General features: G+C 71.4%; 14 protein-coding genes. 5 read left to right on the forward strand and 9 right to left on the reverse strand.

Going from position 1 to position 13975, the window contains the following annotated elements; translation table 11 throughout:
- Positions 1-49: 49 nt before the first annotated feature.
- The 9 genes from ACWCYO_RS00540 to rpmH form a co-directional block, all read right to left on the reverse strand.
- Entirely contained in the window at positions 50-667 is a 618-nt protein-coding gene (locus tag ACWCYO_RS00540) for a GNAT family N-acetyltransferase (protein WP_270145696.1), read from the reverse strand.
- Between the two features lie 130 nt (positions 668-797).
- Positions 798-1862, reverse strand: a complete 1065-nt coding sequence (locus ACWCYO_RS00545; protein ID WP_449782906.1) for a ParB/RepB/Spo0J family partition protein — start codon at positions 1860-1862, stop codon at positions 798-800.
- Positions 1859-2806 (reverse strand): ParA family protein, encoded by a 948-nt coding sequence (locus tag ACWCYO_RS00550; RefSeq protein ID WP_333493561.1) that lies wholly within the window; start codon positions 2804-2806, stop codon positions 1859-1861. Before ACWCYO_RS00550 ends, ACWCYO_RS00545 begins: the two co-directional genes overlap by 4 nt.
- Positions 2807-3067: 261 nt before the next feature.
- Positions 3068-3913 carry a 16S rRNA (guanine(527)-N(7))-methyltransferase RsmG gene (gene rsmG / locus ACWCYO_RS00555; RefSeq protein ID WP_270145692.1) on the reverse strand — a complete coding sequence of 282 codons (846 nt, stop codon included), beginning with the start codon at positions 3911-3913 and terminating at the stop codon, positions 3068-3070.
- A gap of 159 nt (positions 3914-4072) precedes the next feature.
- Positions 4073-4603 carry a Jag family protein gene (locus ACWCYO_RS00560; RefSeq protein ID WP_449782907.1) on the reverse strand — a complete coding sequence of 177 codons (531 nt, stop codon included), beginning with the start codon at positions 4601-4603 and terminating at the stop codon, positions 4073-4075.
- A gap of 82 nt (positions 4604-4685) precedes the next feature.
- Positions 4686-5852, reverse strand: coding sequence for a membrane protein insertase YidC (yidC, locus tag ACWCYO_RS00565; RefSeq protein WP_449782908.1), 1167 nt, complete (start codon positions 5850-5852; stop codon positions 4686-4688).
- Complete coding sequence (yidD, locus tag ACWCYO_RS00570; protein WP_270145686.1) at positions 5849-6220, reverse strand: membrane protein insertion efficiency factor YidD; 372 nt, start codon at positions 6218-6220, stop codon at positions 5849-5851. Before yidD ends, yidC begins: the two co-directional genes overlap by 4 nt.
- Entirely contained in the window at positions 6217-6645 is a 429-nt protein-coding gene (rnpA, locus tag ACWCYO_RS00575) for a ribonuclease P protein component (RefSeq protein WP_270145684.1), read from the reverse strand. The genes yidD and rnpA overlap by 4 nt, the downstream gene beginning before the upstream one ends.
- Positions 6646-6663: 18 nt before the next feature.
- Positions 6664-6801 (reverse strand): 50S ribosomal protein L34, encoded by a 138-nt coding sequence (gene rpmH, locus ACWCYO_RS00580; protein ID WP_030059672.1) that lies wholly within the window; start codon positions 6799-6801, stop codon positions 6664-6666.
- 352 nt (positions 6802-7153) lie between these two features.
- Here rpmH and dnaA point away from each other — a divergent pair, with 352 nt between their 5' ends.
- The 5 genes from dnaA to ACWCYO_RS00605 all read left to right on the forward strand — a co-directional run bounded on the left by dnaA (position 7154) and on the right by ACWCYO_RS00605 (position 13921).
- Positions 7154-8950, forward strand: coding sequence for a chromosomal replication initiator protein DnaA (gene dnaA, locus ACWCYO_RS00585; protein ID WP_449782909.1), 1797 nt, complete (start codon positions 7154-7156; stop codon positions 8948-8950).
- 953 nt (positions 8951-9903) lie between these two features.
- Positions 9904-11034 (forward strand): DNA polymerase III subunit beta, encoded by a 1131-nt coding sequence (gene dnaN / locus ACWCYO_RS00590; RefSeq protein ID WP_270145678.1) that lies wholly within the window; start codon positions 9904-9906, stop codon positions 11032-11034.
- A gap of 171 nt (positions 11035-11205) precedes the next feature.
- The gene (gene gnd / locus ACWCYO_RS00595) at positions 11206-12081 is read left to right on the forward strand and encodes a phosphogluconate dehydrogenase (NAD(+)-dependent, decarboxylating) (RefSeq protein ID WP_449782910.1); all 876 of its coding nucleotides are present in this window, start codon (positions 11206-11208) and stop codon (positions 12079-12081) included.
- 39 nt (positions 12082-12120) lie between these two features.
- Positions 12121-13254 carry a DNA replication/repair protein RecF gene (gene recF, locus ACWCYO_RS00600; RefSeq protein WP_449782911.1) on the forward strand — a complete coding sequence of 378 codons (1134 nt, stop codon included), beginning with the start codon at positions 12121-12123 and terminating at the stop codon, positions 13252-13254.
- A gap of 127 nt (positions 13255-13381) precedes the next feature.
- Positions 13382-13921, forward strand: a complete 540-nt coding sequence (locus tag ACWCYO_RS00605) for a DUF721 domain-containing protein (RefSeq protein WP_270145673.1) — start codon at positions 13382-13384, stop codon at positions 13919-13921.
- Positions 13922-13975 lie beyond the last annotated feature (54 nt).

Genomic DNA, 13975 nt, shown 5'->3' on the forward strand with positions numbered 1-13975 from the left:
GGCGGGGGTCCCCACCCGGGGAACCCCGCCGCCGTTTTCGCTGCGCCGCTCAGAACGGCCGCAGGGCCGGCTCCTTCCTCCCGCCGCCGAGCAGCCGCTCCAGCGCCCCCTCCACGTCGCCGCGCCAGGAGAGCGTGGTCCGGGCCTCCAGCCGCAGCCTCGGGTAGCGCGGGTGCGGCCGTACGGTCTTGAAGCCGACCGCGAGCAGGTGGTCGGCCGGCAGTACGCAGCTGGTCGGCACCCGGCCCGCCGAGCCGAAGGCCTCGATCGCCCGCACCCCGCGCCCCAGCAGGTCCTTGGCGACGGTCTGCACCAGCACCCGGCCCAGGCCCTGCCGCTGGTAGCCCGGCAGCACCCGGCTGACCATCAGCTGAACGGCGTCCGGCGAGACCGGGCTGGTCGGGAAGGACTGCGAGCGGGGAACGTACGCGGGCGGCGCGTAGAGCACGAAACCGGCGGGCTGGTCGTCCACGTAGACGATCCGGCCGCAGGACCCCCACTCCAGCAGCACCGCGGAGATCCACCCCTCCTTCTCCAGCTCGGGCTTGCCCGACTCCACCGCCTCCTTCGCGCTGACCGGGTCCAGCTCCCAGAACACGCAGGAGCGGCAGCCCGTCGGCAGGTCCGCGAGGTTGTCCAGCGTCAGCGGCGCGATCCGGCGTCCCATGGCCCGTACCTCCTCCTCCCTCTCACGGTCGAGCATTCCCCCACGAACGCCGATGGGTGCATGTTTCACGTGAAACAGCGCTCACGTGGCACATGCACCCATCGGGTCGTTGCCCCCGGTCCGGACGGGCTCAGCCCTGCGACAGCCGCAGACCGTCCTCACCGGGAGCCATGCTGTCCAGGATCCGGTTGAGGTCCTCCACCGAACCGAACTCCAGCACCACCTTGCCCTTGCCCAGCTTGCCGCCGCGCTGCGACACCTCGACCTTGACCCGGGTGTCGAAGCGGTCCGACAGCCGGCTCGCCAGGTCGTTGAACGCCGGGGAGATGATCTTGCCCGCCTTCGGCGTCTGACGCCGGGGCTTCTGCTCCAGCTTCATCACCTTGACGATCTCCTCGATGTTGCGCACCGTGAGACCCTCCGCGATGATCCGCTTGGCCAGCCGCTCCTGCTCGTCGGCGTCCGGCACACCGAGCAGGGCCCGCGCGTGCCCGGCCATCAGCGTTCCGGCCACCAGCCGGCGCTGGACGGACGGCGTGAGCTTCATCAGCCGCAGCGTGTTGGAGACGTGCTCGCGCGAGCGGCCGATGCGGTCGGCGAGTTCCTCGTGGGTGCAGGAGAAGTCCCGCAGCAGCTGGTCGTAGGCGGCCGCCTCCTCCAGCGGGTTCAGCTCGGCCCGGTGGAGGTTCTCCAGCAGCGCGTCCAGCAGCAGCTTGTCGTCCTCGGTGACCCGGACGATCGCCGGGATCCGCTCCAGCCCCGCCTCCCTGGAGGCGCGCCAGCGGCGCTCCCCCATGATCAGCTCGTAGCGCTCGGCCGCGACCTGGCGCACCACGATCGGCTGGAGCAGGCCGACCTCCTGGATGGACTTGACCAGCTCGTCCAGCTTGTCCTCGTCGAACACCTCGCGCGGCTGGCGCGGGTTGGGGGTGATCGCGTCCAGCGGCAGCTCGGCGAAGGAGGCGCCGGGGACCGGGGTCGGCTGCTCCGCCCGTCGGCCGGCGGCCGCCCGGGCCGCCACCGTGGCGCGACCGCCCGGCAGCACCGGCACCGAGGCCGGCGACGTCGCGTCGGCCGTCACCACCGAGGCCGGCGCGGGCGTGGCGGCGACCGGCTGCGCCGACCCGCCGTCCGCCGGCGCGGCCGGGCCGATCAGCGCCCCAAGCCCTCGTCCCAGACCCCTGCGACCACTCACTGATGACCCTCCGTCGTACCGTGCTGTGCCACCGGGGCGCCGTGCCCCGTACCGCTGCCGCCCCGCTGCTGACCCACCAGCGAGCCGCCCTGACCGACCGCGCGCAGCGCGAGCTCGCGGGCGGCCTCCAGGTACGAGAGCGCCCCGGTCGAGCCCGGGTCGTAGGTCAGCACCGTCTGCCCGTAGCTGGGCGCCTCCGAGATGCGGACCGAGCGCGGGATCGCCGTGCTCAGCACCTCGTTCTGGAAGTGGGTCCGGACCTCCTCGGCGACCTGGGCGGCCAGCCTGGTCCGGGCGTCGTACATGGTGAGCAGGATGGTCGAGACGTGCAGCGCGGGGTTGAGGTGCGCGCGCACCAGCTCGACGTTGCGCAGCAGCTGGCCGAGGCCCTCCAGCGCGTAGTACTCGCACTGGATCGGGATCAGCACCTCCTGACCGGCCACCAGGGCGTTGACCGTCAGCAGGCCCAGCGAGGGCGGACAGTCGATCAGGATGTAGTCCAGCGGCTGCTCGTAGGCGGCGATGGCGCGCTGCAGCCGGCTCTCCCGGGCCACCAGGGAGACCAGCTCGATCTCGGCACCGGCCAGGTCGATGGTGGCGGGGACGCAGAAGAGCCCCTCGACGTCCACCACCGGCTGGACCACGTCGGCCAGGGGCTTGCCCTCGACCAGGACGTCATAGATGGACGGCACCTCGGCGTGGTGGTCGATGCCGAGGGCGGTGGAGGCGTTGCCCTGGGGGTCCAGGTCGACCACCAGGACGCGCAGCCCGTGCATGGCCAGCGAGGCGGCCATGTTCACGGTGGTGGTGGTCTTGCCCACCCCGCCCTTCTGGTTGGCGACCACGATCACCCGGGTGGCGGCGGGCCGGGGCAGCCCCTCGCCCGCTCGGCCGATCGCCTGAACCGCAGCCTGGGCAGCCCGCGCGATGGGCGTGTCATCGATCTGGTCGATGGTCTCCGAGTCCTGCATGGGGCTCAGTGTTTCACGTGAAACCGGAGCGGCAACAGTCGCCGTCCGGCCGCGAGCAAGGATTCCGGAGAGCAGGGAGCGACGTTTCACGTGAAACACCATGCCCGCTATGCCGGAAATCTGACGTTGCGACACTCCGATGTCCCACCGTCGGCCCGCCAGTCACCTGAACGACGACGGGCGGACGGTTCCCCCTCAGGAGGACCGTCCGCCCGTCGTCACGGCTGTTTCGGCTCAGCGGCCGCGGCGCCTGGCACCCCGGCCGGCGGCACCGTTCTTGGCTCCCGCGTTGCGACCGGCCCGGGCCACCTTGGCCCGTCGGGTCGCGGCCTTCACGCCACCGGGGCTCTCCCCCGCCTTGACCTGGATCACCCGGGTCGAGGTCTCCAGGGTGCCCTCGCCGACCGAGATCACGCTCCACTCGACGGCGCCCAGCTTGGCCAGCCCGGCGCGCGAGTCGGCCAGCTCCTGCTCGGCGCTGTCGCCCTTGAGCGCCAACATCTGCCCGTGCGGACGCAGCAGCGGCAGGCCCCAGCCGGCCAGCCGGTCCAGCGGCGCCACCGCCCGGGCGGTCACCACGTCCACCGCCAGCTTGCCGACCATCTCCTCGGCGCGGCCGCGCAGCACCGTGACGTTCTCCAGCGCCAGCTCCCGGACGACCTCCTCCAGGAAGGTGGTCCGGCGCAGCAGCGGCTCCAGCAGGGTCACCGAGACGTCCGGGCGGGCCAGCGCCACCGGGATGCCCGGCAGGCCGGCACCGGAGCCGACGTCGCACAGGGTGGAGCCGGCGGGCAGCAGCTCGGCCAGCACCGCGCAGTTGAGCACGTGCCGGTCCCACAGCCGGGGCACCTCGCGCGGGCCGATCAGCCCGCGCCGGACACCCGCGGTCGCCAGCAGCTCGGTGTAGCGGACGGCGGCGTCGAAGCGGTCGCCGAAGACCTCCCGGGCGGCGGCCGGCGCCTCGGCCAGCACGTCCAGCTCGGGTGCCTCGGGTGCCCCGGCCGCCTCGGCGGCCCGCTCCTCGGCATCAGGGTTCACGTCCGCCCCCGGACGGCCGGTGGCCGCGCTCTCCGTGTCCATCTCGACCTCTCCGATCTCCGGATCCACCGACCCGCTCAACGCACTGTTTCACGTGAAACATCCCAGGAGGAACAACGACCCCGCCCGCACGAGGCGGACGGGGTCGAGTCCGGTTGGGCTCACCGGTCGCCGCGACGACCGGTCATCGATCCGCCGGCCTCAGGCCGGCAGCACGACCACGCACCGCTGGGGCTCTTCGCCCTCCGACTCGCTGCGCAGACCGGCGGCCGCGACCGCGTCGTGGACGACCTTGCGCTCGAACGGCGTCATCGGTCGCAGCTTGACCTGCTCGCCGGTGCTCTTGGCCTGCTCGGCGGCCTTGGCGCCCAGGGCGGCCAGCTCCTCGCGCTTGCGGGCCCGGAAGCCGGCGATGTCCAGCATGAGGCGGCTGCGCTCGCCGGTCTCCCGGTGGACAGCCAACCGGGTCAGCTCCTGCAGGGCCTCCAGCACCTCGCCGTCCTGGCCGACCAGGCGCTGCAGCGCGCGGTCGTTGCCGTCGCTGACGATGGAGACCAGGGCGCGGTCGCCCTCGACGTCCATGTCGATGTCACCGTCGAGGTCCGCGATGTCGAGCAGACCCTCCAGGTAGTCCGCCGCGATGTCGCCCTCCTGCTCCAGGCGGGAGATGAGGCTCTCGTCGGCGCTGGCGGCGGCCTCGGCCTCGACGGCGGAGGTGGTGCCTTCCGTCACTGATGGACTCCTTCGGAGATGGGCCCGGCTGGCGGGCGGGGAACGAAGCTCTTCGCAGCTGCCACAACGGGCCAGGGGCCGGTCAGGACTTCTTCTTCGGCCGCTGGCCGCCGCGCTTGGGCTGCTGCCGGGTGCCCTGCTTGGTGCCGCCGGACTTGGCCGCGGTCTGCTTGGCGGCCGCCGGCTTGGCACCGGAGTCGGCCGCGACGGTCTCCTCGGCGGGCTGCTCGGCGGGCTGCTCGACCGGGGTGTCCGCGCCCGGCTCGGTCGCCTGGGTGGCACCGCCGTGCTGGCGCTGGGCCTTGGTCTGGCGACGGGGCTGCTGGCGGCCCGCCCGGACCGACTCCTCGACCACGGCCGCGGCGGAGGCCGCCTCGGCGATGGCCGCCTTGGACGGGGGCAGCATGCCCCAGAGCGCGCCCTTGATCTCCGTACCGTCCGCGCGCAGTCGGCCGGCCTTCTTCAGGCGCGCCTGGCGCTCCTGGAAGGCCTTGCTGCCCGGGGTCGGGTTGTTGCGGATGACGACCAGCTGCTGGCCCATCGACCAGACGTTGGTGGTCAGCCAGTAGACCAGGACACCGACCGGGAAGTTGATGCCCATGACGGCGAACATGACCGGGAAGACGTACATCAGCATCTTCTGCTGCTGCATGAACGGCGTCTTGACCGTGAGGTCGACGTTCTTGGTCATCAGCTGGCGCTGGGTGACGAACTGCGACAGCGACATCATCACGATCATCACCGCGGTGACGATCTTGACGCTGGTCTCGGGGCTGCTGACGAAGGTTGCGGAGAGCGGGGCGCCGAAGATGTGCGCCTTGCCGGCGCTCACCAGCAGGTCGCCGTGGATCACACCGATGTCGTGACCCTTGGCGACGTTGGACAGCACGCCGTAGAGGGCGGTGAAGAACGGGGCCTGGACGATGATGGGAAGGCAGCTGGAGAACGGGTTGGTACCCGCCTCCTTGTACAGCTTCATCATCTCTTCCGACTGGCGCTGCCGGTCGTTCTTGTAGCGCTCCTGGATGGCCTTCATCTTCGGCTGGATCGCCTGCATGGCCCGGGTCGCCTTGATCTGCTTCACGAAGAGCGGGATCAGGCAGATCCGGATGACGACCACCATCGAGGCGATGGCCAGTCCCCAGGCCCAGCCACCGTCCGGGTTGAAGATGTTGCTGTACAGCGAGTGGAACTGGACGATGATCCAGGACACCGCCGTGTACAGGGGACTCAGAAAACCGAAGGTCACCGGTCAGGCTCCTTGGACAGGTGGATTGGCCGCTCGGGGCCAGTGGGCGCCGGGCCCTCGGGGTCCGGACCGGCGGAGATGGCGGTCACCGACTTGTCGGCGGCGGACCGGCTGTTCAGCCAGTCTCGCAAACGCCGGTGCCAAACCGGATGCTTGCGTGGCGGGACGTGATCGACCCCACCGGGCGACCAGGGGTTGCAGCGCAGGATGCGCCAGACGGTCAGCCCGCCGCCCTTGACCGCCCCGTGCACCTTGACGGCCTCGTAGCCGTAGTGGGAGCAGGAGGGGTAGTAGCGGCACACCGGACCGAGCAGTGGGCTGATGGTCCACTGGTAGACCCTGATCAGACCCATCAGCAGGTACTTCATCGCCCTGCTCCCGTCGGCGCCGTTGCGGCGGGCTCGGCCCTCAGCAACCGCTTCAGCGCCGCGTCCAGGTCACGCTCGAGATCCTGGTACGACGCGGTCGCGGCCTGGGGCAGCGCACGCACCACTATCAGGCTACCGGCGGGCAGCCCGGACAGACGATCACGGACGAGATGGCGCAACCGGCGCTTGACCAGGTTGCGAACGACCGCCGGGCCAACGGCCTTGCTCACGACGAAACCCGCACGCGCCGAAGGAGTCCCCTCGGCGACGTGCGGGCGGGAGTCGCTGGTCCGGTCGGTCTGCCCCTGCGGGTCACCGTCTCTGCTGAGATGGACGACCAGAAGGGGCCGACCGGCCCGGCGACCGCGTTTCACCGCGGTCGCGAAGTCCTGGCGCCGCCGCAGCCGATTCTCGGAGGGCAGCACAACAGACTCTGGCGTGGATCAGGCGGACAGGCTGGCGCGGCCCTTGCCACGGCGAGCGGCCAGGATGGCGCGGCCGGCGCGGGTACGCATACGCAGCCGGAAGCCGTGGGTCTTCGCGCGACGACGGTTGTTCGGCTGGAAGGTGCGCTTGCTCACTCGGGGGCTCCTGAGGTGAATCGTAGGATGACGGGGAGTCGCTTGGCCGTCACCGTGCGTCCGCGTGATCTCCCCTGATTCGGAAATCCGGCCCGTCGCCCCAGTTCGGCTGGGGTCTGAGGCAATCCACGGCGCCCGTGCTGCGCGCCTTATGGAGCGGGTGGACCCGCGGACATGCGGCAGCGGCCATCGACAACTCGACCTGGTTACGGTACGCGGGACGGGGCGCGAGGGTCAAACCAGCCGCCCGGAGGCCGTTTACCCACAGCCTGTGGACAACGACTTGATCCGTCTCTGTTCGCTGACTACCGTTGCAGGACTTGTCTGGTTTGTTCTTGGAAAGCGTGCACCAGTGGCTGATGTCAACAGCGACCTCGTCCCGGTCTGGGCGAGGGTCGTCGAGCGGCTGGTCAGCGACCCCGACGTCGGGGAGATGGACAAACAGTGGGTGCAGCGCACCCAGCCGATGTGGATGATGCACGACACCGCCCTGCTGGCGACCCCGAACGAGCGGGCCAAGCAGGTGCTGGAGGGTCGGCTGCTGCCCCAGCTGACCGACGCGCTCAGCCGCGAGCTCAACCGGCCGGTCCGGATCGCCGTGATGGTCGACGCCAACGCCGTGCCGACCACTCCCGCGCCCGCCGCCCAGGCCCCCGCCGAGCCCTACCCGGGCCCGGCCGAGGAGGACTCCGGCTACGGCGGCCAGGGCTACCAGCAGCAGCCGTACGAGCAGGACTACGAGCGCCCCCGCTACGACACCGGCGGCTACGAGCACCGCCCCGCGCCCTACGGCGGCCAGCCGGCCCAGTCCTGGCCCGGCTACCAGGAGCCGCCGGCGCCGTACGAGCCCGAGGAGCCCGCGCCCCGCCCGGCGCCGCGGCCGCTGCCCAGCCCGCCCTCCACCACCCAGGGCGACCTGTTCGGCGGCGCGTACGGCCCCGGCCCCGGCGAGCAGCCGCGCGCCGGCGCCGGCCGCCGCGGTCACGGCGCCCGGCCGGCCGGTGGCCGCCCGGCCGAGAAGGCCGCCCCGGAGCGGTCCGCCGACCGCCCCGCCGTCCCCGGAGTGCCCGCCCCGCCCGGCGCTCCGCCGGCCGGCGGCTCGCGCAAGGACGAACCGGCCGCCCGGCTGAACCCCAAGTACCTGTTCGACACCTTCGTCATCGGCGCCAGCAACCGCTTCGCCCACGCGGCGGCGGTGGCGGTCGCCGAGGCCCCGGCCAAGGCGTACAACCCGCTCTTCATCTACGGCGAGTCCGGGCTGGGCAAGACCCACCTGCTGCACGCCATCGGGCACTACTCGCGCAGCCTCTTCCCGGGCACCCGGGTGCGCTACGTGTCCTCGGAGGAGTTCACCAACGAGTTCATCAACTCGATCCGGGACGGCAAGGCGGACACCTTCCGCCGCCGCTACCGGGACATGGACATCCTGCTCGTGGACGACGTCCAGTTCCTGGCGAGCAAGGAGTCCACCCAGGAGGAGTTCTTCCACACCTTCAACACCCTCCACAACGCGAACAAGCAGATCGTGCTGTCCTCGGACCGGCCGCCCAAGCTGCTGACCACGCTGGAGGACCGGCTGCGCAACCGCTTCGAGTGGGGCCTGATCACCGACGTCACCCCGCCGGAGCTGGAGACCCGGATCGCGATCCTGCGCAAGAAGGCGATCCAGGAGCAACTGAACGCCCCGGCCGACGTGTTGGAGTTCATCGCGTCCCGGATCACCCGCAACATCCGGGAGTTGGAAGGCGCCCTGATCCGGGTCACCGCCTTCGCCAACCTCAACCGGGCGCCGGTGGACCTGGAGTTGGCCGGGATCGTCCTCAAGGACCTGATCCCCGGCGGGGACGAGGACGCCGGACCGGAGATCACCGCGCAGGTCATCATGCAGCAGACCGCCGCGTACTTCGGCCTGGGCGTGGACGACCTCTGCGGCTCCTCGCGCAGCCGGGTGCTGGTGACGGCCCGGCAGATCGCCATGTACCTGTGCCGGGAGCTCACCGACCTGTCACTGCCGAAGATCGGCGCCCAGTTCGGCGGCCGCGACCACACCACGGTGATGCACGCGGACCGCAAGATCCGCTCGCTGATGGCCGAGCGGCGCTCCATCTACAACCAGGTCACCGAACTCACCAACCGCATCAAGAGCTAGGCCGCGGCGCCGAGTCGGGCCCGTCGGGCCAGCCGGCCGGGAAAGGGCGTCAGGAGCGATCCTGACGCCCTTTCCACGTTTCCACAGGTGTGCGTCGGGCTCCGGCTGGGCAGGGATCCGGTCGACGGACGTTCCACCAGTCCACAGCCCGCGCCGAACAACTGACCGGTGATTCGAAAACCGAGGGCGCGCAGGGCAGTTGTCCACAGGACGGGCCCCTTCCGCACGGTCCACAGGCTGGGGAGTCCGGAGTTATCCAGAATTCGTCCACAGGCCCGTCACCGCTACGCTCTTCGGCGCAGGTCAGGTGCCTGTGGACTTGTGCACAACGGTTATCCACAGGGTGTGGACAATTGACGGCCCACCAGTGGGCCATCCGGGTTATCCACCGGTTGTCCCCAGGCGCCGGGCGGTTATCCCCAGGTTGTCCACAGCCGGGTCCACAGTTCGACAACCGTGAGCTGCTGTTCATGCCCCGGTGTGAAAGGCGTCACGAAAAGTTGACCGGGGCCCGTGGATAACCGGGCCCGGATCTGGGGACAGTCCTGGGGATAACCTGTGGATACCCAGCGTGCCCTGTGGGTAACGCTCGGCTGTCCACAGCGCGACCTGTCCGTCCACAGCCGCCGTCCACACCTACTGTGGACAAAATTCGGGCGCTGACCTGCGGAAACGGGGTTATCCACGGTTTCCACAGGCCCTACTACTACCGCTACACAGATAGACCGTGAGCCTGCTTTCAAAGTGGGTGGGCCCGAAATCTGTGGACAACCGCGCCCCGACATCTGTTCGGCTTGCTTCCGCCCGTCTGCCCCGTCTGTCGGTGGAGTACGTCAGACTGTCCTTGGCGACTGGAAGCGGAGTGGTAGCGCTCGGCGGACAGGCGGACCGACGATCAAGATCAGACGAACCAGAGTGCGAGCGGGAGCGCTCGATCCAGGAGGCGGTTACCGGTGAAGTTCCGGGTGGAGCGTGACGTCCTCGCGGAGGCGGTGGCCTGGGCTGCCCGCAGCCTCCCGGCACGGCCGCCGGTGCCGGTGCTGGCCGGCCTGCTGCTGACCGCGCAGGAGGGCAGCCTGGCGCTGTCCGGCTTCGACTACGAGGTCTCGGCCCGGGTCGAGCTGGAGGCGGACGTCGAGGAGGCCGGCACCGTCCTGGTCTCCGGTCGCCTGCTCAACGACATCTCGCGCAACCTCCCCAACCGGCCGGTGGAGATCTCCACCGACGGCCAGCGGGTCAGCGTGGTCTGCGGCAGCTCCCGCTTCACCCTGCCCACCCTGCCGGTGGACGAGTACCCGGCCCTGCCACAGATGCCGACCGCCACCGGCACCGTCTCCGGTGACGTCTTCGCCGCCGCGGTCAGCCAGGCCGCGGTCGCCGCCGGCCGGGACGACACCCTGCCGGTGCTGACCGGTGTCCGGGTCGAGATCGAGGGCGACCGGATCACCCTGGCCGCCACCGACCGCTACCGCTTCGCCGTCCGCGACCTGCTGTGGAAGCCCGAGCAGTCGGACATCTCCGCGGTCGCCCTGGTGCCCGCCAAGACCCTGCAGGACATCGCCAAGTCCCTGGGCAGCGGCGACACCGTCTCCATCGCGCTCTCCTCGGGCGGCGCGGGCGAGGGCCTGATCGGTTTCGAGGGCGCCGGCCGCCGCACCACCACCCGGCTGCTGGAGGGCGAGTTCCCCAAGTTCCGCAGCCTCTTCCCGACCGAGTTCAGCGCGGTCGCCGCGATCCAGACCCAGCCCTTCCTGGAGGCGCTCAAGCGCGTCTCGCTGGTCGCCGAGCGCAACACCCCGGTCCGGCTCAACTTCGAGCAGGGCGTGCTGACCCTGGAGGCCGGGTCGGGCGACGACGCCCAGGCCACCGAGCGGATCGAGGCCGACCTCGAGGGCGACGACATCTCGATCGCCTTCAACCCGGGCTACCTGGAGGAGGGCCTCAAGGCCATCGACTCCCCGTTCGCCCAGCTGAGCTTCACCACCCCGACCAAGCCGGCCCTGCTGAGCGGCAAGGTCTCGGTGGACGCCGAGGAGGACAAGGCCTACCAGTACCTGATCATGCCGGTCCGCCTGTCGGGCTGACCGTCGGCGCCGTCCGTCACCCACAGGCTGTGCACACCCGCTGTGCACAGCCTGTGGACGTCTCCCCCGGTCGGCCCGACCGCGCGGAGCCCGCCTCCGTCGGAAGCGTAGGCTCGAGGCGTGCGGCAACGGCGCCGCCGGCAGGCACGTCCCCACAGTAAGGATTTGGTCATGGAGCTCGGCCTCATCGGTCTCGGCAAGATGGGCGGCAACATGCGCGAGCGGATCCGCCGCGCCGGCCACACCGTCGTCGGCTACGACCGCAACCCGGAGATCTCCGACGTCGAGAGCCTGCAGGAGCTCGTCAACAAGCTCCAGGGCCCCCGCGTGGTCTGGGTGATGGTCCCGGCCGGCGCCGCGACCCAGGCGACCGTCGACGAGCTCGCCGAGCTGCTCTCCCCCGGCGACGTCGTCGTCGACGGCGGCAACTCCCGCTGGACCGACGACATCAAGCACGCCGAGGCGCTGGCCGCCAAGGGCATCGGCTTCGTCGACTGCGGCGTCTCCGGCGGCGTCTGGGGCCTGGAGAACGGCTACGCGCTGATGTACGGCGGCGACGCCGAGCACGTCGCGCGCGTTCAGCCGGTCTTCGACGCGCTCAAGCCGGAGGGCGACTTCGGCTCGGTGCACGCGGGCGCGGTGGGCGCCGGCCACTTCGCCAAGATGGTCCACAACGGCATCGAGTACGCGATGATGCAGGCCTTCGCCGAGGGCTGGGAGCTGCTCGAGGCCGCCCCCGAGGTCACCGACGTGCGCGAGGTCTTCCGCAGCTGGCAGGAGGGCACCGTGATCCGCTCCTGGCTGCTGGACCTGGCCGTCCGCGCCCTGGACGAGGACGAGCACCTGGACAAGCTGCGCGGCTGGGCCGCCGACTCCGGCGAGGGCCGCTGGACCGTCGAGGCCGCGATCGACCACGCCGTGCCGCTGCCCGCGATCACCGCCTCGCTGTTCGCCCGCTTCGCCTCCCGCCAGGACGACTCGCCGCAGATGAAGATGATCGCCGCGCTGCGCAACCAGTTCGGCGGCCACGCGGTCGAGTCCAAGTAACCGAAGAGTTCTCCACAGAAGGCGGGCGCAGTCCACAGCATGCACGTCGCGCACCTGTCGCTCGCCGACTTCCGGTCGTACGCCCGGGCCGAGGTTCCCCTCGACCCGGGCGTGACGGCCTTCGTCGGGCCCAACGGCCAGGGCAAGACCAACCTGGTCGAGGCGATCGGCTACGTCGCCACGCTGGGCAGCCACCGGGTCGCCACCGACGCCCCGCTGATCCGGCTGGGCGCCGAACGGGCGGTGATCCGCACCTCGGTCGTGGACCGCGGCCGTTCCACCCTGGTCGAACTGGAGCTCACCCCGGGCAAGGCCAACCGGGCCCGGATCAACCGCTCCGACAACGTCCGACCGCGCGACGTGCTGGGCCTGCTGCGGACCGTGCTGTTCGCCCCCGAGGACCTCAGCCTGGTCAAGGGCGATCCGGGCGAGCGCCGGCGCTTCCTGGACGAGCTGCTGACCGCCCGCGCGCCCCGGCTGGCCGGGGTCCGGCAGGACTACGAGCGGGTGCTCAAGCAGCGCAACGCCCTGCTGAAGACCGCCGCGATGGCCCGTCGGGCCGGCGGCGGCAAAGGTGCCGACCTGTCCACCCTGGAGGTCTGGGACGGCCATCTGGCCCGCGCCGGAGCCGAGTTGACGGCCTTCCGGATCCAGCTGGTGACCGCCCTGCAGCCGCTGGTGACGGCCGCGTACGGCCAACTGGCGCCGGGCGGCGGCGAGACCGCGCTGGAGTACCGCAGCTCCTTCGAGGGCGAGCTGCCGACCAGCCGTGAACAGGCCGAGGAGCAACTGCTGCAGGCGCTGCAGGCGGTCCGCAAGCAGGAGGTCGAGCGCGGGCTCACCCTGGTCGGGCCGCACCGCGACGAGCTGGTGCTCAAGCTCGGCCCGCTGCCCGCCAAGGGCTACGCCAGCCACGGCGAGTCCTGGTCGTACGCGCTCGCGCTGCGGCTGGCCTCGTACGAGCTGCTGCGCGCCGACGGCGGCGAGCCGGTGCTGATCCTGGACGACGTGTTCGCCGAGCTGGACGCCGCCCGCCGGGACCGGCTGGCCGAGCTGGTGGCCGGTGGCGAGCAGGTGCTGGTGACCGCCGCGGTGGCCGAGGACGTGCCGAAGGCGCTGGCCGGTGCCCGGTTCGCGGTCGCCGACGGCGCCGTGCGCCGGATCGACGCCTGATCCCGCGCCCACCACACCGCACTGCACCGCACCCGGAGCGCGGCACGCGCCGACGCCCGGTGTCCGCGCGCTCCCGTAGGCTGGACGGCTCATCGGGTTGTCCACAGGCTGGGGAAAGGAGATCGCCGTGAGCGAGTCGGCGGGGACCTCCCCCGGCCCCGGCGCCGCCGAGCCCACCGGGGCCGACCTCGCCCGGTCCGCCCTGCGGGCGGCCCGCGCCCAGGCCCGTCAGCGCGGTGAGCAGGTCCAGCAGAAGCGCGAGGCGAAGCGGCACGGTCTGCGCAGCGGCGCCCGCTCGGACGGCCGTGATCCGGTGCCGCTGGGCGCGGCGCTGAACCGGCTGCTGACCGAGCGCGGCTGGGAGTCCTCCGCCGCGGTCGGTGGGGTGATGGGCCGCTGGCCGCAGATCGTCGGCCCGGACATCGCCGCGCACTGCCATCCCTCCTCCTACGACGAGGCGGCCGCGATCCTCACCGTGCAGTGCGACTCCACCGCCTGGGCCACCCAACTTCGTTGGCTGGCACGCCAGTTGGTGGCCCGTCTGAACCACGAGCTGGGCCACGGCACGGTCCGGACCATCAAGGTGCTCGGCCCGGCCGCGCCGGTCCGCGGCTACGGCCGGCTGCGCGCGCCGGGGAGCAAGGGCCCGGGCGACACCTGGGGCTAGCGGGCACGTCCGGACCGCGATCTTCCGGAACCCCTGACAGCCCTTCCAGGCGCC

The sequence above is a fragment of the Kitasatospora sp. NPDC001683 genome (assembly GCF_053596495.1).